Origin of the sequence: Roseivivax sp. THAF197b (assembly GCF_009363255.1) — a bacterium.
In the GTDB taxonomy this organism is placed as follows: Bacteria; Pseudomonadota; Alphaproteobacteria; order Rhodobacterales; family Rhodobacteraceae; genus Roseivivax.
Genome location: NZ_CP045318.1, coordinates 1954251 through 1973042 on the forward strand (window position 1 = coordinate 1954251; position 18792 = coordinate 1973042).

Annotated in this window: 16 protein-coding genes and 1 tRNA gene; 6 read left to right on the forward strand and 11 right to left on the reverse strand. The window is 62.9% G+C overall.

The features are described 5' to 3' along the window. Positions 1-18: 18 nt before the first annotated feature. Positions 19-2391 (forward strand): glucosylglycerol hydrolase, encoded by a 2373-nt coding sequence (gene gghA, locus FIV09_RS09660; RefSeq protein ID WP_152449746.1) that lies wholly within the window; start codon positions 19-21, stop codon positions 2389-2391. A gap of 445 nt (positions 2392-2836) precedes the next feature. Here gghA and FIV09_RS09665 read toward each other — a convergent pair whose 3' ends face one another. Continuing rightward, positions 2837-3676, reverse strand: coding sequence for an SMP-30/gluconolactonase/LRE family protein (locus FIV09_RS09665; protein WP_152449747.1), 840 nt, complete (start codon positions 3674-3676; stop codon positions 2837-2839). A 138-nt stretch (positions 3677-3814) separates the two neighbouring features. On the opposite strand from FIV09_RS09665, the gene FIV09_RS09670 reads away from it, so the two are divergent. Both FIV09_RS09670 and FIV09_RS09675 read left to right on the forward strand, forming a co-directional pair. Beyond that, the gene (locus FIV09_RS09670; RefSeq protein WP_152449748.1) at positions 3815-5311 is read left to right on the forward strand and encodes a cache domain-containing protein; all 1497 of its coding nucleotides are present in this window, start codon (positions 3815-3817) and stop codon (positions 5309-5311) included. After that, a complete protein-coding gene (locus FIV09_RS09675) occupies positions 5308-5952 on the forward strand; it encodes a response regulator transcription factor (protein ID WP_152449749.1) in 645 nt (214 codons plus the stop codon). The genes FIV09_RS09670 and FIV09_RS09675 overlap by 4 nt, the downstream gene beginning before the upstream one ends. A gap of 83 nt (positions 5953-6035) precedes the next feature. Here FIV09_RS09675 and FIV09_RS09680 read toward each other — a convergent pair whose 3' ends face one another. The 7 genes from FIV09_RS09680 to FIV09_RS09710 form a co-directional block, all read right to left on the reverse strand. Next, a complete protein-coding gene (locus FIV09_RS09680; protein ID WP_152449750.1) occupies positions 6036-6236 on the reverse strand; it encodes a hypothetical protein in 201 nt (66 codons plus the stop codon). Between the two features lie 225 nt (positions 6237-6461). After that, a tRNA-Gly gene (locus FIV09_RS09685) sits at positions 6462-6535 on the reverse strand. 93 nt (positions 6536-6628) lie between these two features. Next, positions 6629-8536 carry an HAD family hydrolase gene (locus FIV09_RS09690; protein WP_152449751.1) on the reverse strand — a complete coding sequence of 636 codons (1908 nt, stop codon included), beginning with the start codon at positions 8534-8536 and terminating at the stop codon, positions 6629-6631. Next, positions 8533-8778 (reverse strand): acyl carrier protein, encoded by a 246-nt coding sequence (locus FIV09_RS09695; RefSeq protein WP_152449752.1) that lies wholly within the window; start codon positions 8776-8778, stop codon positions 8533-8535. The genes FIV09_RS09690 and FIV09_RS09695 overlap by 4 nt, the downstream gene beginning before the upstream one ends. A gap of 43 nt (positions 8779-8821) precedes the next feature. Further along, positions 8822-10003 (reverse strand): hypothetical protein, encoded by a 1182-nt coding sequence (locus FIV09_RS09700; RefSeq protein ID WP_216646952.1) that lies wholly within the window; start codon positions 10001-10003, stop codon positions 8822-8824. Between the two features lie 4 nt (positions 10004-10007). Then, positions 10008-11576 (reverse strand): MBOAT family protein, encoded by a 1569-nt coding sequence (locus tag FIV09_RS09705; protein WP_152449754.1) that lies wholly within the window; start codon positions 11574-11576, stop codon positions 10008-10010. A 621-nt stretch (positions 11577-12197) separates the two neighbouring features. After that, entirely contained in the window at positions 12198-13298 is a 1101-nt protein-coding gene (locus tag FIV09_RS09710) for an acetoin utilization protein AcuC (RefSeq protein WP_152449755.1), read from the reverse strand. 82 nt (positions 13299-13380) lie between these two features. Between FIV09_RS09710 and FIV09_RS09715 the strand changes: the two genes are divergently transcribed. After that, complete coding sequence (locus tag FIV09_RS09715) at positions 13381-14460, forward strand: AbrB family transcriptional regulator (RefSeq protein WP_152449756.1); 1080 nt, start codon at positions 13381-13383, stop codon at positions 14458-14460. Positions 14461-14532: 72 nt separating this feature from the next. On the opposite strand, the gene FIV09_RS09720 is transcribed toward FIV09_RS09715, so the two are convergent. The 3 genes from FIV09_RS09720 to FIV09_RS09730 are packed head-to-tail and all read right to left on the reverse strand — an operon-like array spanning position 14533 to position 17715. Then, a complete protein-coding gene (locus FIV09_RS09720) occupies positions 14533-16353 on the reverse strand; it encodes an ABC-F family ATP-binding cassette domain-containing protein (protein ID WP_152449757.1) in 1821 nt (606 codons plus the stop codon). Between the two features lie 51 nt (positions 16354-16404). Then, positions 16405-17199: a GNAT family N-acetyltransferase gene (locus FIV09_RS09725; RefSeq protein WP_254702191.1), complete on the reverse strand. Its 795-nt coding sequence runs from the start codon at positions 17197-17199 to the stop codon at positions 16405-16407. Between the two features lie 48 nt (positions 17200-17247). Then, positions 17248-17715 (reverse strand): outer membrane protein assembly factor BamE, encoded by a 468-nt coding sequence (locus FIV09_RS09730; RefSeq protein WP_152449758.1) that lies wholly within the window; start codon positions 17713-17715, stop codon positions 17248-17250. A gap of 119 nt (positions 17716-17834) precedes the next feature. Between FIV09_RS09730 and FIV09_RS09735 the strand changes: the two genes are divergently transcribed. Both FIV09_RS09735 and rpmF read left to right on the forward strand, forming a co-directional pair. Next, positions 17835-18419 (forward strand): DUF177 domain-containing protein, encoded by a 585-nt coding sequence (locus FIV09_RS09735; RefSeq protein ID WP_152452501.1) that lies wholly within the window; start codon positions 17835-17837, stop codon positions 18417-18419. A gap of 164 nt (positions 18420-18583) precedes the next feature. Continuing rightward, positions 18584-18790 (forward strand): 50S ribosomal protein L32, encoded by a 207-nt coding sequence (rpmF, locus tag FIV09_RS09740; RefSeq protein WP_152449759.1) that lies wholly within the window; start codon positions 18584-18586, stop codon positions 18788-18790. Positions 18791-18792 lie beyond the last annotated feature (2 nt).

Genomic DNA, 18792 nt, shown 5'->3' on the forward strand with positions numbered 1-18792 from the left:
ACCCGATCAGGAGGCGCAATGGCGCTCAAAGACCGTATCGTATTCGAAGAGGCCGCATCCGAGGCCCGGGCCGACGCTTGCGAAAAGACCCTGATGACCGCCGAGACCCGGTTCGACGCCGAGCGCGAGATCGCGCGCGGTCTGGGCGGACAGGTCGATGCCGAAGGCCGCGCGCAGTTCGGCTTCTGGGTGCCGGAATTGCAGGATGCGCGCGTGCCCTCGGGGGATATCTTCCTCGAAGTGCTCGCGCCGACCGAACCGCTCGATCTGACGCGGGCGCATCAGGAACTGACCTTCGAGCGGGTGTATGTGCCCGTCATCCGTACCGAGGCGCATTGCTTCGCGGTCGTCTCGGGCATGAAGGCGGGCAGTCGCGATACGCTGGGCGATTTCTACGCGCTCTGCTGGCGCGATGCGGAGGAGAACTGGCACCGCATCCTCGATCCGCTGGCCATGTCCCTGCCCTTCGGCGCCATGGCCCCGGCCGAGCTTTACGATGTCGAGGGCATGCTGGCCGCGCGCGGTGACACCGATTACTGGCGGGCGCTGAGAGGCCCTGATCCGCACAAATTCGGGCCCGTGTCCAACATCCTGCAGATCCATGTGCCCACCGCGACGGCTGGCGGTACCATCGCGGCACTGACCCGGCAATTCGAACGGCTCGCCGCGCGGATAGAGGCGGACCTGCCGCTCGAACCTGCCGACCAGATCTTCGCGGGCTACGAGGGCGTGCAGCTTCTGCCCGTGGAGCCCACCACCGTCTACGAGATCGGCCCCGATTTCTGGACCGAAACGCCCAGCGACGACGCGGATAGGATCGACGTCTCGATCCTGCGGCCCGACACCACCAATTGGGGCTATGACAACGTGATCGCGGGCATGGCCGCCGTGAATCCCGTCCTTCTGGAGACGGGTCGGCCCGATGAGCTTGTCGATTTGGCCGCCGTTTTGCACAATTTCCCGCGCAAGCCAAAGAAACTGGTCTTCGACGTGGTCTACGGCCATTCCGACAACCAGGGCCTTCGGGTGCTGAACGGGCATTTCTTCGCCGGGCCGAACATGTACGGCCAGAACCTCGATTATCAGAACCCCTCCGTTCGGGCGATCCTGCTGGAAATGCAACGCCGCAAGGTGAATTTCGGCGCCGATGGCGTGCGGGTCGATGGCGCGCAGGACTTCAAATATTGGGATGCGGCAGCGCAGGTTCTGCGCCACGATGACGAATATCTGCAAAGCATGGCCGATATCGTCCAAGAGGTCGCAGGTACCGAGTACCGCCCCTGGTTCATCTTCGAGGATGGCCGCCCCTGGCCCGAGGAGGATTGGGAACTCTCCTCCACCTATCGCTCGGTGATCGAGACGCAGACCGATGACGACGTGTTCCAATGGGGCCCGCTGACCTTCGCGCATAACACGCCGTTTCTTTATACCTTCTGGCTCGGCAAGTACTGGCGCATCCGCGAATGCCTGCAGGTGGGCTCGAACTGGATTTCGGGCACGTCGAACCACGACACGCTGCGCCGGGGCACGCAGGTCAGCCCCGAGATGAACATCAATACCCGTCTTGGGAACACCAAGATGGAGATCCTCGACAAGGCCTATGACAACCCCGCCGTGCACACGCTGACCTATGTGGCGCTGCCGGGCGTGCCGATGGATTTCCTCAACGCCATGGCGCGCGCCTCCTGGGGCTTCGTGCGCAACCAGGACGACAAATACGGCGTGAAGGTCGTGGCCGAGGAGGCGATCTCGCTCAACTGGCAGATCAACGAATATTCCTACTCGATCCCGGGGAATTTCACCCGCCTGAAAGAGCTGGGCTACGAGACGCGCGAGGATCTCTCGCGCTTCCTGAAGTTCCTGCCCGCGCTGGTAGAGGTTACGGATTACGATCTCGAGGATATCGCCCGGCTGCTCAACACCACCGAGCCGAAGCTTGCAGGGCCGGTCTACACGGTCGAGAGCCTGAAGGAGATCGCGCGGGCGTGGATGAACGACATGCACGAATACTGCAACATCACCCATTCGCTGGGCGGTCTCGATCCGGTGCAATGCGACTACACGCTGGCCTTGCGGAAATTCCGCGCGGCGCGGCCCTGGCTGCGCGACAATTACGGGCCGAAGGATCATTTCAGCTATCTCGAGCCTCTCGACGGCCGCACGGTCTTCACGGCATTGCGCCACGGGCCCGACGGCGAACAGGTCTTCACGGTCCTGCACATGGAGGGCAAGCCCACCGCCGATATCGACCCCTTGCGCCTGGGCGTTCCGGGGACCGAGGGCTTTGGTTGGGAATGCGTCCTGCGCTCGCCGGGGATCGGGACGGATTACATCTCCGGTCCCATCGAGCTGAAGGATTCCATGGCGCTGGTCTTCACGCGCAAGGGGTGAGGCACGGGCTATCGGAGGTGACCGGACATGGCGCGGAACAAGGCCGCTTGTGGCCGCCGCGCCAGCGCCTGCCCGCCCCGCCGGGCTGGCCTTCGACGTCAGTGCCACAGAGAAACGACGCAAACTCCGACATCCGAGCGACGATCCCAAGGCGCGGAACAAGTCTGCTTGCAGCCGCCGCGCCAGCGCCTGCCCGCCCCCCGGGCTGGCGCTTTACCGTCGTAAGCGCGCCGCTCGGCGTCAGCGGCGGATTGGCACCATAAAGCTCCTTCGCTCCACCCTTGCAGCGCCACCCCGCAGGCAGGCGTTCGACGTCAGCGCTAGACAAACACCGTCCAACCCATCGTTCGTACTTGTATGACCTGGGCGCCGATCAAGCCTTGCTTGACAAGCGCCGAACCATCTCTCGGAAGGTCCGGTTTGTGCAAACACTTACGACCAAGCCTCACAAGACCACCCGGTGCGCGCGCTGGCCCTTGAAGCCCGTGGGCACCGCGAAGGTCGCGCCGCTCAGACGGTCATCCTTGCCCGCGCCGTCCGCAGCCGATGTCACGTATAGTACCGACAGGTCCGGCCCTCCGAAGGCCGGGCAGGTCACCTGTCCCGCGGGCAGGCCGATCGCGGTCATGAAGGCGCCATCCGGCGTGTAGCACGCCACGCGCCCGGCCCCGAACTGCGCGTTCCAGAGGTTGCCCTGGCTGTCCACGACCGCCCCGTCGGGGTTGAGCCCCTCGTCGCGCAGGTCCACGAACTCCCGCGGCTTGCCCGCTGGCCAGCCCTCCCCATCAAGCGCCACGCGCCGGATGATCCGTGCGCGCGTGTCGCAGAAATAGGCATAGGCCCCGCCCGGTGCGAAGCTGATCGCGTTCGGGATCTCCAGATCCGCGTAAAGCTGGGTGACCTCGCCCTGATAGAAGCGGTAGATCGCCCCATCGGCGCCGGACTTGTCCTTGCGCATGGTCGAAATCCAGAACCCGCCCCAGGGATCGGCACGCCCGTCATTGGGGCGCATCTCGGGGCGGTCGGGCTCGATCGCGGCGATCTCCTCGCGCGCGCCGGTCTCGGTCTCGAAGGCAAAAAGGCCGCCTTCGCCCGCGATCAGCAGCCGCCCCGGATCAATCCATCCCGCCGCGGAGACATGGGTGTCGAACGGCCAGCTCTGTTGCCGTCGCCCGTCATGGCGGTAAAGCCGCTTGCCCAGGATGTCGAACCAGTAGAGCGCCTGCTCCTCGGGATGCCACAGCGCGCCCTCTCCCAGCGTGCAGCTCGTATCGCTCAGGATCATGCTTCCCCCCTTGAATGCGGTCCTCCCCCCAGCCTGCCCAAAACCCGGCGCGCTGGCCAGAGAACGCGGCGTTCTGCGGCGGCTCGCGCGGCGCAATGCATCTTTCCAAGGCGCAGGCTTCCGCGCTAGGACACGGATATGAGGCGGATCACCAACCGGATTAAGCTGCGCTACTCCCAGAAGCTGTTTATTCTGGCCGCCCTGCCGCTGATCCTCGCGGTCTCGGCCATTGCACTTCTCGTCGCGCATCAATCGCGGATGCTGGCGGAGCGGGAAATCCGCAGCCTCGAGACGCAACTCATCGAGGCCAAGAAGGCGGAGCTGAAGAATTACGTCACGCAGGCCCGCAACGGGTTCTACTTCATCTACGGCTCGGCCGCCCCCGATGACGAAGAAGCCAAACAGCAGGTGATGCAGATCCTGTCCGCCATGATCTACGGCGATGAGGGGTCGTTCTTCGTCTACGATTACGACGGCACCAACCTCGTCTCTCCGCGCCAGACCGACATGATCAACCGCGACTGGTCGGGGCTGACCGACAGCGAAGGCACGCCTGTCACCGACGCCCTGATCCGCATCGCGCGCCAGGGCGCGGGATACCACGAATACCTCTGGCCCAAACCCTCCACCGGGGAAGAGGCGCGGATGATTTCCTACGTCACCTCCTTTCCGTCTTGGCAATGGGCGGTCGGCACGGGCGTCTTCATCGACGACGTGATCGACACCGTGGCCGCCGCCCGCGCCGAGGTGGAGCGCCGGGTCGAGGCCACCTTCGTCTATATCGGGGGCATCACGCTTCTGGCGCTCTTGGCGGTCTTCGCCTCGGGCATGCTTTTGAACCTGCGCGAACGGCGTCTTGCGGATATGCGCCTGCGCGAGCTCACGCAGCGCGTGCTCGACACCCAGGAAGAGGAACGCGGACGCGTTGCGCGCGAATTGCATGACGGGATCAGCCAGATCCTTGTCGGGGTGAAATACGCGCTCGACATTGCGCGCCGCCGGGTCGAGGCCGGCGATCCTCGCGCCGCCGAGACGTTGCATCAGGGCGTGTCGCACCTTTCGGGCGCGATCCAGGAGGTGCGCCGCATCTCGCGCGATCTGCGGCCCGGCGTTCTGGACGATCTCGGTCTCGGCCCCGCCCTCAAGGCGCTTTGCGAGGATTTCACCGCGCGCACCGGCATCCAGGTCGATTTCGAAACCGTGGTGTTCCGAAACCGGCTCGATCAGGAAGCCAAGATCGCGCTTTACCGCATCGCGCAGGAGGCCCTGACCAATGTGGAGCGGCATTCCGGCGCCACCCGCGTCGCGATGGATCTGCGCGGGCATCTGAAAGGCGGCACGTTGCGGATCACCGACAATGGCTGCGGCCTGGGCGACGATTTTGCACCGGCCGCACAGCAGGGCATCGGCCTGCGCAACATGCAGGAACGCATGGAGCATCTGGGCGGCAGCCTGCGCATCCATTCCACGCGCGCGGGCACGGAGATCGAAGCGCAAGTGCCCCTCAGCCACCTTCTGCCGCCCGAAGAGACGCAAGGCGCCGCCCCGCATGGCACGGCCGAGTCGTCCCCCTCCGCGCCCAATACCGACACGCGCCGCGGCCCCGCCGCCGCCCCGAACAGGAGCCCTGCATGACCGACCCGATCCGCGTCGTGGTGGTCGACGACCATCCGATGGTCGCCGAAGGCATCACCGCCATCCTCGAGACCTATGACGACATCTCGGTGCTCGCGACGCTGTCGGGGGCGCAGCAGATGATCGACCGATTGCACGACCTCGCCCCGGACGTGATCCTGATGGATCTCAACATGCCGGGCCTCTCGGGCCTATCCGCGACCGAGATCATCCTCGAACGCCGACCCGAAACCCGCATCCTGATCCTGTCGATGCATGACAGCCCGGAATATATCCGTACGGCGCTGCGCCACGGGGCGATGGGCTACGTTCTCAAGGATGTGCCCACGGACGAGATCAAGACCGCCATCGACCGCGTTCATCGCGGACAAAGCTATCTCTGCACGGGGGCCGAGGGCGCGATCAAACCGGCGGACGATACTGGCCGCGAGGCGCTGACAACGCGCGAACAGACGATCCTTCTGCAACTGGCACAGGGAAAGTCGAACAAGGAGGTCGCCAATGCGCTCGATATCTCCGTGCGCACGGTCGAGACGCATCGCAAGAACATCAAGCGCAAGCTCGGCATCAGCTCGACCGCGGGGCTCACGCGCTACGCGATGGAGCACGGGGTGCTACAGGGCACCGGCGTCAACGTCTGAAACGGGGCGATGCCCAACAAAAAAGCCCCCGAAAACGGGGGCCTTGCGCTGCGCTCATCCTGCGCGAGAGGCGATCCGAAGGATCAGACGGCGCGATCAGTGTCCAGCGAATTGCAGAACGCCGATTTCCAGATCGGCCCTGCCCCGTCTTCGCCCGCCTGAACATGGCTCGCCCATTGTCCGACCGCGATCAGCGCGACCAGCAGCGCGGCCTTGCACAGGGTGAATTCCCGCTTGGAAAGGCGCGGCAGGGCTTTGCCGGAATAGGTTGCGATCATCGACATTTGGACCTCCTCGGACCTGCGGCCTGCCATTCAGGCTGTAACTGAACTGTTCTGTTCAAATCATGCGATGAATGCGTGTTTCACGCAAGTCACGAAGCCGCGCCTGACGGTTACATCGGCGCACAGGAAACGTGCGGAGACGTGACAAGCGGATAGCGCTTCTGCGCAAAAACGCAGGCATTGCACACAGGCACCGTCGCATTTCGCTGAAAAGTCGGAGGGTTATGGAGCGGGTGAAGGGAATCGAACCCTCGTCGTCAGCTTGGGAAGCTGCTGCTCTACCATTGAGCTACACCCGCGACCGAGCCTTGCAGATAATTTAGCGGCGTTGATCGGTCAAGCGTTTCCGGCGCCGTCTCCTGCCCCGCAACGTCCACTCCACCGATTGCGCCTCATGCCTCCATCTTCTCCTGCATTTCCACATCGATGAAGGTCTTGTGCGGCGCGTAGGCGGCCACATCATACACATAGGCGACCGACCCATCGTCGTTCCTCGCGGCGATCTCAAAGCCCATCCGGCCGTAGAAATCCGACACCATCTTGTTGCGATCCGTCGGAACATAGAGAGCGGTGATCCGCGCGACGCCCGCATCACGCGCGGCCTCGAACAATCGGTCCATGACGCATTGCTCCACCCCGCGCTCCAACACGCGGCAGGATTGGAGCCAGGAATCGATGCTCCATTCGCGCGGAGCTTTCCGCACGATCACGACACCGATCATGCCGTGCTGGGCGAACTTGTCCTGAAGGCGGACCTGCCATCCCATCTGGTCCGGATCTTCCTCGATCGCCCGGACATCCTCTTCGCCGTAGCGCCGGGTGGTCAGGTTGAACTGGTTCGACTTGTTGATCAGCTGGGTGATGCGCCCGCGCCCGACATCGTCGAAGGGCGAGATCGTCATGCGCATCTCGAGCGAGGTCAGGTAATCTTCGTAATTGCCGATTTTGGCCCTGATTTCCGCCGCGGCTGCCCGTCCGCCATAACTTTCGGCCCGCGAAATATCTTCCGTATTCAGCGGCAAATGATCGAACTGCCCCGATTGCGCGATCCTCTCGATGTAGAACGAGGGATCGTCCCCGATCTCGATCGTCGAGACGAGTGGCAATTCCTGCCGGACGCGTTCGCGCTCGGCGGCGTTGTCATCGATGAACACGAAGGATTCGAGGCCGAGGCTCAGCGTCTCGGCAATCGACTTGATGTTCGTCGCCTTGTCACTCCAATTGGCTTGGAAAACCGCGATGTGATCTTCCTTGAGAACCATCTCGGAATGACTGCGAAACGGCTCCCGCGCGATCTCGTCGGTATTCTTGGAACACACCGCTAGGACGATGCCGCGTTCCCGCAGCCCCAGAATGAAGTTCTGGAAGGCAACGAACGCCTCGCCTTCCGGTGAATTCTGACCGAGCCGGATCCCCGCAAGCCCGTCGTCGCCGATCACACCGCCCCACAGGGTGTTGTCGAGATCGAGAATGACGCCGCGCGCGGACTTGCCCTTCATCGCCGCCAGCACGGAGGCGATATTGTCCGCCGCCACGGGGCACACATCCACGCTGAACGGTATCTTGGCCGCATGGTAACGCACAGGGTCGAGCCAGGTCTCCAAACCCACGCGGCTTGCAAGCGCCGCCTGATCCCAAAGCAGCCACCGCCCCTCCATGGCGCCCTCCGCCAACATGAGGTTCACCCGGTGCCGGAAGCGCGCGCTCGACCCCGGAGTTGCGAGCTCCGCCGACGAAACCTGCGCGGCCCCGGGAAGAGTTGCGATGATGGCCGGGCAGCCGGTTTTCTGCCGGGCGGCTTCGGCCAGGGCATCTGCGAGGTTTTCGGCATCCGCAATGGCCGCGTCTTCGCCCGCGCGATCCAGCAATGTCCGCTTGCCCGCAAAGGCGGTCTCGTCCAGCACCACAAGCACGGCATCGAGTGATCGACCAAAGCAATCGGCGGGCGAAAACGCAAAACTCGCCACGCTGTCATAGGGCGCCTCGAAAGACGCAATTGCAAGGCCGCGCGCCAATCCGGCAGCCGCCAGCGGATCGGGCAGATAGCTGAGCGTACGATTGCCCAGAAGTCCGAGGGACACGGGCGCGAAGGCCTGATCCGACGCATCCAATTTCAGCAGCTTTTTCGCGGCACGTTCGACCCGCAATTCCTCACGCATGCCCAATTGCTGATTGGCCAGAGTTTTGAGCGTTGCGTAATCCGGTGCGCGCCCGTCTGACAGAACCGCTTCGATTTCGGCCATCCGCTCCGCCCAGTCTCGGGCCAGAGGGGGCCGCCAAGGTAAATCACGATAGGTCATCCGCTTTGCTTTGCTGCCGCTTCGACGAGGTCGCCCAGGTTTCGGAAACTCTGCATTTCCGATGTGCTGAAATGCACCCCCAATTCCATCTCGATCATCACCATCAAGCGAACATGCGAGAGGCTGTCCCATTGCGGCACATCATCCGCGGTCGTCTCCATGGTGACGGGACCTTCGTATTCGTCGAAAAGATCCCTGATAATCACCGTTACCTTGTCAAGAATGGTCTGTGTGTCGGCCATTTGTATTCCCTACGTTATCAAGTTTTGCTTTTTGCAAAGGAGATCAGCCGTCGCTGGCTTCGGTCTTTCGGAACAGCCGGGTGTTCGTTGTCTGATACTCCGCCACTTCCGAACGAATTTGGCTTTCATGCTCCGCGATATTCTCCCGGGTCAGACGATTGTTCCCGGTTGTCGTCGCGGTGATGAAGTCATCGAGGATATGCGGCGCGTAGACGTGCCCGACCTCGCGGAAATTCGCGAGATCGCCGGCAACGGCCGGATCGGCATCGAATGCGAAGATCCGGATATTCGGAAGATCGCTCGCCGCATTCACAAGGCAGCGCCGCGCAACCATCATTTCATCGAGAAGCGTTGGACTGATATCGTGCCGCCGGACGTAATAGAACGCGAAGGACGACACCGGGATCATGACGTCGACCTTGACGCCCCGCGCGGAAAAGGCCCTCAGGTCGGGAAGCAGTTGGTCATTGATCGCAGGAAAATGGTCGCAGGTCTTTCCACTGGATGAGCCGATCTCGGCGCGATACCCGTCGACCTTTCGCCCGATATCCTCCATCTCCGACATGCGCTGGAAGTTCTCGTACATGCGATCGACATAGCGCGTGTAAATCGCATCGTCCGGATTGCTGTAGGACAGATCCCCCTGCAATATGTCGAGCGTTGTCTGAATTGTCGGGAGGTTCACCATACGCAGATCGTTGGTGATGTCGTTGTCATAAAGAAATGCGGGGAAGCCACGATTGGTGGTCTCCGGGTCCTGAATATACATCCAATCGAACGTCATGATGACGTGCTCGACATTGGGATGCTCGACCAGCCGACCGAGGATCAAATCCCGATCCCGCGGACGCGGACCGCCATAGCTGATATTCGCCGCGTTCACACCCGGTCCCAAAACCTCGTTCAACAGTTCGGGCGTGTACATCGCGGTGACCGAGCTGCCCACGAGAAACGTATTATAGGCCGGATCCTTCATCACCACATCGATCCAGTCAACGACCAGATCCCGCGGAGTATCGCCTGTTTCTATCCGAGGCTCTGCCCCCCATTTGTAGACGTTATGGGGATCGACCGAGATAACCAGTGCCGCCAGCGACAGATACCCGACCGATATCAGGGATGCCGCTGCCAACATCGGACGCACCGCGCGCCAGCGAATGGCAGACAAGCTGTGTTTCTTGCCGGATGTTAGTTTTAATTTCGATAAGTCTTTCAAATCATTCATGGCATCAAAATCCCTGATAAAGGAACGGGGGCTGACGAGAAACGTAATAAAGGGAGGCAATCACGAGCACGGAAAGATAGCTCGCCTGCACCCAGCCCGGACGCCAGAGGCGCACGAGGAAGGCGGGCCCGTAACTTTTGTTGTCATAGGTCATGATCGCGGGACGATAGCGCCGCATCAGCTCGACGCTATTCGGGCAGCAATAAATGATGAAAAAGGCACCGGCCAACATCATGACGGGTTCGCGCATATCGAAGAGCGAGCGCGCATCCACGGAAGTGCCGAACATCTGCGAAAAGAGGTGGAAGCCCCCGTGCACGCTTTCAGAGCGGAACATCGCAAGGCTGAGCAGAAGCGGCAGGAAGAATACGGCCCTTTCCGCAAATCCCAGAAGCAATGGCGGCGCCGTTTTCTTCACGGACTTATACCATTTCGACGCCCGCACCTCTGTCTCGAGCGCGTACCAGAACCCGTGCATCAACCCGAAGACGCAGAATGTCCAAAGGGCGCCGTGCCACAAACCAATGATCTGGAAATTGATCAGCATCGGCAACCAAAGACTGAGCAGATGCGCAGGTATCGGAGAAAGCCGATTGAACATACTGTAGCGCGTGCCGGCCACGGAAAGCGGTGTATAAAGGAAGCGCGCGATGACACGCGTGAGTGTCATGTGCCAACGGCGATAGTAATCGATGATCCCATTGGCCTTGAACGGCGAAAAGAAGTTGATCGGATACCGCAATCCGAACATGCGCGCGAGGCCAAGCGCCATATCGGAATAGCCAGAGAAGTCGAAATAGAGCTGCGCCATATAGGCCAACGCCCCGATCCAGGCTTGCAGCGGATGAATTTCACCTCCGGCGTGGGCCGCGCTGAAAACAACTTCCACTGTCGGTGCAAGGTTGTCAGCAACAACGACCTTTTTGAACATCCCGATGGCAATGAAGCTCAGCCCGACCGCAAGGTCGATGGGATTCAGGCGCAGAAACCGCTTGGACTGGATTTGCGGGTTGAATTCGCTCAGGTAGGTAATCGGGCCGATCACCAGCTGCGGGAAGAAGCTCACGAAAGCGCCGTACCGGAAGAAGGCAGCCAGAACCGATTTCTTAGAACTCATCCTGCCCAGGAATTGCGTGACGTTCTCCTCCCGGGCATAGGCATCCGCGAGGAAAGCCGCTTGGTGGAACGTGTAGAAGGAAATGCCTGCGGGGATCGCAACGCCTGCGATATCGACCATCAGCCCGGCGCTCGGACCAAAGAGAAGCATGACGATCTTGTATTTGAAATAGCACAAGGTGACGATGTTATAGCCTTGGCCAAACAGATATATGTTTCGCCGCCTCTTGCTCTCCTCCTTGATGGAGATGATCGCGACCCCGACAATGAAGTTGACGATCAGCGATATAATCAGAAGAACAGCAGAGCTTATGCTATGCGGGATATAGAAGATGATCGATGATATGAAGAGGACGAGAAGCGCCGCGTTCTTCCCGAAGAAACCCGATATCGTATAGAATGAGATCAATACGATAGGTAGAAATACAAACAGAAATATCGGATCCGTAAAAATCAACCGTAATATCCTTCAAATGGACATACTCAAAACACACCCGCCGATAACAAAAACGTTCCGCTGAAATAGCGACGTCAAAGGCAGGTTTCTTCACAACGATAGTAGCGGGCAAAAATGACCCGGTCCCCCACTCCGAAAAGCAGTACTGCACGGGCAACGCGTTGAGTCAACGGAGTTTTACGCGGGATAGAGCGTTCAAGGCCGGGCAGAATGCATCCTGCCTGCCCGATTGGCAGATGCTTCCCGCGATGGCGTGAGGAGCAAGTGTGGCCACAAGGGCAAGCAAAGCGTCTTGCAAACACCGGCGCGGATCGGAGCTCTGATCCGATCGAACTCGATGCAGATTCTCCCGACGATAATCGCGAAAGACTTGGTCTCAACGCGATCTGTCACTTATGAAAGAGATGCACAGAACTTTAAGTGCAACGCATAGTCACATTTGGATCAGACTAAAAATTAAGCAAATATTAATAAGGCGTTAACAAAGCTTAAGATGTGCACCCGGCGTCGAATCCGGGCCTGAAACGCCTATCCGAACGGCGCGTATCCCAAAGGGAGCGCTCCCCCAAAAAGAAACCGGGTCGAGCGACGCATCACGCCAAGAGACCGCCCCCTAGACGCTCAGATCCGCGCGGCCAGATGTGCCACGCGATCGCGGATCTCGTCGGGGATCGGACCTTCGCGGCGAGGATCCCGCAAGCGCGTCAGAAGATCCTCGGTGGGCACGGCCTTGCGCGCCCAGGATAGCCCGCGCAGGATCGACTGGGCCTCGTCCGGTAGGCGGTCCGGGATGTCGTGCCCCGACAACGTGGCCCAGATACAGGTCCAGAGGCGGGCGACGCTCCACGGATTATACCCCCCGCCGCCTGACACGATCAGCCGAGGCGCCAGCGGACGCAACGCCTCCACCGTTTCGATATGGGCGTTGTTGGACAGGGCCAGCCGCGACAGCGGGTCCTCCGTCACCGCATCTGCGCCGCATTGCAGATAGATCGCGTCGGGTCGGAAGGCCGCCGTGGCGGGCAGGATCACCTCGTCGAGAAACAGCCTGTAGGCGCTGTCATCCGACCCGCGCGGCATCGGCAGATTGAAGGCGGCACCGCCCGCGTCATCCTCGAGCTGGCCGGTGAACGGCCAGCGGCCCTCTTCATGGCAGGAGATCATCCGCACCTGGTCCGAGCCGTGGAAGGCAGGCTCCACGCCGTCGCAATGATGCGCGTCGATATCGATATAGACCACGCGGCCCAGACCCTGTGCCAGAAGGCGCTGGATCGTCAGAACCGGCTCGTTGATGTAGCAAAAGCCGTTGGCATAATCGGGGTGGCCGTGATGGGTGCCGCCGCCCGGATTATAGACCACACCGCCCTCGGCTACCAATTCGGCGGCGAGCATTCCACCCCCTGCCGCGGTTGCCGGACGGCGATACATCTCGGCGAAAACGGGGTTCGACAATGTGCCCAGCCCATGCCGCCTGCGGGTTTCCGCATCCACAGCCTGCGCCTCTTCGGCGGCCACGAGCGCGCGGATGTAATCGGGCGTATGAAAGCCCAGAAGGGCTGCGGGCTTGGCGCGCGGACTTGTGCGGTAGCGCGACGCGGGCAGCCATCCCAGCGCGCGCGACAGGTCCATCACCGTGGGCACCCGCGGGATCGACAGGGGGTGCAGGCGGCCATAGCTCGACCCGCGATAGATATTCGATCCGATGAAAAGGGCGTCCCGCATGCGAGGCTAGTTAACCCGGCTTTGCAGCGCGCCAAGCCCCGCCGCGATTGCGCATCCGCGGCGCGCGCCGTAAGTCCGTCCCATGCATCGACTGCCCCCTGCCCGCATCCTGTATCTCACGGCCCTCATGCTGCTCGTGGCGGCGGCAGGCGGCTGGATCGCCGCGCAGATCATGGTGCCGATGCCGTGGATGATCGGCGCGCTCGCAGCCTCCGCCATTAGCGTGGCGACACTGCAGGGCAGCCTCCTGCGGGATTACGTCTTTCCCAATCGCTTCCGGAACCCGTTTATCGCGCTTGTCGGCGTGATGATCGGCAGCCAGGCCTCGCCCGAGCTTCTGGACAGCCTCGCGACCCTGCCGCTGGCCCTCGCAGCCCTGTTGCTCTTCATTCTCGTGGCCCATGCGGGCAATGTCGTGATCTTCGAGCGACTGGGCGGGTACGATCGCGCCACCGCCTTCTATGCGGGCACGCCCGGCGGGCTGATGGAATCGATCCTTCTGGGCGAAGGCGCCGGGGCCGATATCCGCATCCTGACGCTGCAGCAATTCCTGCGCATCATCTTCGTGGTGACGCTGGTGCCGGCCGCGCTTTCGATCTGGGCGGGGGAGCCCCTGGGTTCGGCGGCAGGCATCGCGCCCGGCGGGGATATTCCCCCCGTCTGGTCGGATTACGTCCTCGGGGCGGGCGCCGCGGCTTTGGGCTTGTTTCTCGCGCGCGCGGTGCATGTGCCCGCAGGTCACCTCGTTGGCCCGCTGGTCATCACGGCCGCGCTGACCCTCGTTGGGGCGATCGACTTGCACCTGCCATTCTGGGTTCTGGCGGTGGCGCAGGTCGTGATCGGCACCTCGCTGGGCCTGCGCTTTCTGGGCATCACGGCGGCGCATATTCGTCGCGGTCTTGGGCTGGCCTTCGTGTCGGTCGCCTTCATGCTGGCTCTCGGGGCGATCCTGTCGCTTGTGCTCGCGCAGGTAACCGGCCTCGACGTGGTGCAATTGCTGCTGAGCTTCGCGCCGGGCGGCGTGACCGAGATGTCGCTCATAGCACTTTCGCTGTCCGTGAGCCCGGCCCTCGTGAGCCTCTTTCACGTCGCGCGCATCCTGATGACGGTGGGCACGCTGATGGTGACGCCGCGCCTCGTCGGGCTTGGGACGAAGAGCTGAGCTGGAAAGGCGTCAGTTCGACGATCTGGCGCAGCAAGGGAATTACGGCGGTCTAGTTCAAAGCCACAGCCCCTACCCCGCAGCCTCCGCCTTCTCCTCCAGCATCAGCCATTCTTCCTCTGCCGCCGACAGCTTCTCCTGCCGTTCGGCCAACGCCTCCGTCGCCTTCTGGAACTTCACCGGCTCGCGGGTGAACAGCTCGGGGTCGGTCAGCAGCCCGTTCAGCTTTCCGATCTCCGCCTCGAGCCGCGCGATGACCTGCGGCAATTCCTCCAGACGGTGCTTTTCCGAGAAGCTCAAGCCGGACGCCTTGGATTTGGGCTTTGCCTTGGGCGTGTCAGTCTTGGCCTGCGGAGCCGCTGCGGGCTTGGCCGCGTCGCGCGTGGCCTGCCGCTGGCTTTGGTAATCCGACCAGCCGCCGGCATAGACGGTCGCACGGCCATCCCCCTCCATCGCCACGGTGGTCGTCGCCACCCGGTCGAGGAAGTCGCGGTCGTGGCTGACCAGCAGGACCGTGCCCTGGTATTCGCCCAGAAGGTCCTGAAGCAGGTCGAGCGTTTCCACATCGAGATCGTTGGTCGGCTCGTCCAGCACCAGAAGGTTCGATTCCCGCGCCATGATCTTGGCCAGCAGCAGTCGCGCCTTCTCTCCGCCCGAGAGCGAGCGGACGGGTGCGCGAACCCGCCGTTCGTCGAACAGGAACTCCTTGAGATAGCCCACCACATGTTTGGGCTGGCCACGCACCAGGATCTGGTCGGCCTTGCCCGAAACCCGCATGTCCGGATCGCCCGTGAGGTTCTCCCAAAGCGACATATCTCCGTCGAGCTTCGCGCGGCTCTGATCGAAGATTGCGGGCACAAGGTTCGTCCCAAGCTTCACGCGGCCCTGATCGGGGGCTTCCTCGCCCATCAGCATGCGGATCAGCGTGGTCTTGCCCACACCGTTCGGCCCCACGAAGGCGACCCGGTCCCCGCGTTCGATCTTGATGGAGAAATCGCGCAGGATGGTCTTGTCGCCGAAGCCCTTGGCCAGCCCTTCGGCTTCGATGACCTTCTTGCCCGAGCTTGGCCCCGAGGCGAGGTCCATCGCCGCCGTGCCCTGCCTGCGGATCATGCCCGCGCGTTCCTCGCGCAGCGCCTTCAAGGCCCGCACCCGGCCCTGGTTGCGCGTGCGCCGGGCCGAGATCCCCTCGACCGCCCATTTCGCCTCGGCCTTGATCTTGCGATCCATCTTGTGCCGCGCGATGTCCTCTTCTTCCCAGATCTTGTCGCGCCATTCCTCGAACCCGTCGAACCCGGTCTCGCGGCGGCGCACGGCGCCCCGGTCGATCCAGAGCGTGGCGCGCGTCAGTTCCGTCAGGAAACGCCGGTCGTGGCTGATCAGCACAAAGGCCTTGCGCGTGGCCTTGAGTTCCGCCTCGAGCCATCCGATCGCCTCGATATCGAGGTGGTTGGTCGGCTCGTCCAGAAGCAGGAGGTCGGGATCCTCGGCCATGAGCTTGGCCAAGGCCGCGCGTCGCTTCTCGCCGCCCGAGGCGGTCTCGACCGCGCGGGCGGGGTCGAATTTCAGCCCCTCCGAGGCGGCCTCGACGCGGTAGAGATCGGCAGGCCCCAACTCGGACGTCGCGAAATCGCCGAGCGTGGCAAAGCCCGAGAGATAGGGGTCCTGCTCCATGTAGCCGACGGACTGGCCCGGCGGGACAACCCGCGTGCCGGTATCGGCCTCCACGAGCCCCGCCATGACCTTCATCAGGGTGGATTTGCCCGACCCGTTGCGCCCCACCAGCGCCACCCTGTCCCGCGGCTGCACCACGAGGCTCAGATCGGCGAAGACAGGCTCACCGCCGAAGGTCAGCGAAATGTCGGAGAGTTGCAAAAGGGGTGCTTGGGCCATGGCGCGCCATATGGCAGCGGCGAGGAGCGCCCGCAAGGGCGCGAGGAGCGCTCAGCCTGCCAACCGCCGCAAGGCGCGCGCCCGTCCGGGCGGAATGCGCGCGATCTCCACGCCGGTGAAGACGTGCAGCGTGCCAAGATCCCGGTCGATCACCGCGTGATCGCTGACCCAACCGCCCAGGGCCAGGTAGGAGCGCAGAAGCGGCGGCAGGGCGCGCAGACCCGCCTGTCCGTCCCCCCTGCCCGGTGCCTCTTGGCGATGCATCGCATCGGCATAGCGATGCGTTTCCGCCGCGCGCGGTCCGATCCGCCAGCGTTCCGGCGCCTGGTGGTGAAGTGCGAGCCAGTCCAGTGCCGCCGCATGCGGCGTGGGATCGGTGCCCGGAAAGGACGCGCAGCCGAAAAGAAGTTGCACGTCCTCGGCATCCACGAAGCGCGTCAGCCCGGCCCAGGCCAGACGCGGCACATCCGCATCGCGACATTTCTCCGCGACGCAAAAGCGCCCGATCTCCGCCATTCCGCCCCGAAAGCGCGTCAGTCGCGAGAGGTCATAGAATTGCGCGGCATAGCTTGTCCCAAGCGCGGCGGCGCTCCGCAGGTGCAGAAGGCGGAATGCCGCCAGCACCTGCCCCGCCGGGCCCTCAGCCGTGTCTGCACGCGCCTCGACAAGGACATGCGCGCAGATGGGATCGAAGGCGTCCTGCTCGGACATCTCGGGGTCGCGGCCCCGAAAGGCCTGCGCCCGCAGTGCAAGAATTGCCGCGTGATCCTCGGCGCTTGACGCCATACGCACCCGCAAGCCGGGTGTTTCGATGCGGAACGGGTCGACGTCGGTGGCTTGGGCCACATGTCGCCCCGCGCGCGTCTCTACAGGCGGGGCGGCGTGAAGGTCCACTTACTGGTCCAGAAGACCGGCGGGGTTGAGCGAGCCGATATTGCCGAAGAGCTTGCGAATGAAGCTGATATCGCTGCCCGCGCTATCGGTCACCCGGCGCGACAGCGGTACGACGCGGCCGTCTTCGAGACCGTAGCGTTCGATATTCTGCACAACATCGTCTTCGGTGAAGGAGATCGCCACGACCTCCCGCTCCACCACGGTAGGCTTCTGCCAGGCGAAGTGGCGAATGGTGCTGCCGATCCAGTAATAGGAGCCGTCGGACAGGACGCCGGAGGCCGTGGGCACGCCCACCGTCTCCTCGACCGTGGCCCGCGTATCGATTCCCGCGATGATGGATTGCAGATCTTCCTCGGGCGGCACGTAGCCGTGATTGCGGATATCCGCGGTGCAGGCCGCAAGGCTGCTACCCAGAACCAAAACCAAAGCCAGGCGCACAGCGCGTGCCGAATAGTGACTGCCCGTCATTCCGTCCCTCTTGCCTTCGGCCTCGATCGCCTTTTATCCCGCTTACAGAAGGACGTCCCGGCGATCAAGCCACGGGCGTGTCACTGGAAATCCCGATTGACCCGAAAGGTGCCGATCCCATGCCCGAAGCGCCCGATCCCGCCAGATCCGCAAATCCCGGCCCGTTCCGTTTGGCCGACCTGTCGCAGACCGCACCGACCCGGTTTCGCGTTACCCCGGACGAGGCCCAGCGGGCCCGGATCGCGGAGGCGCTCGATCTGTCCGGTTTGCGCAAGGTGCTTTTCGAAGGCGCGATCAAGCCCTTGGGCAAACGCGGCTGGCGGCTTGAGGGGCGGCTCGGGGCCACCGTCATCCAGCCCTGCATCGCCACGCTCGCGCCCGTGACCACGCGGATCGACACCGATGTGCAGCGCACCTTCCTGCCGCCCGATCTCCTCGATGAGCCCGAGCCCGGCTCCGAGGTGGAGATGCCCGAGGACGACACCACCGAAGCCCTGGGCGAGATGATCGACCCGACCCCGGTGATGATCGAGGCGCTCGCGCTCGCCGCGCCGGACTACCCCCGCGCGCCCGATGCACCCAAGATGGAGGCCGAGGCGCGTCCGCCCGGCGCCGCTCCGATCCGCGAAGAGGAGACGAAGCCCTTCGCCGGTCTCGCCGGGCTGAAACAGCAGCTCGAAAAGGGGGAAGACGAGGACGGTTGATCCCTCAGAAATCGCTTGCGTTTCGACACACCGTCACTATGTATGCGCCTTCACCGGAATTCAGGGTTGCCAGCGGTGCGCGATAGGGACTATCCCCCCGCCAGATTCCCGACAGCGGCGTTCGGTCACCGATCGCGCCGATAACACGAGATTGAGGTTGAGACATGGCCGTCCAACAGAACAAAGTATCCAAGTCGCGCCGCAACAACCGTCGCGCACACGATTCGCTTGAGGCTGCAAACCCCAACGAATGCACCAATTGCGGCGAGCTGAAGCGTCCGCATCACGTCTGCCCGTCCTGCGGCCATTATGCCGACCGTGAGGTCGTCGCGGTCGCGGACGAGATCGACCTGGACGAAGACGCAGCCTAAGT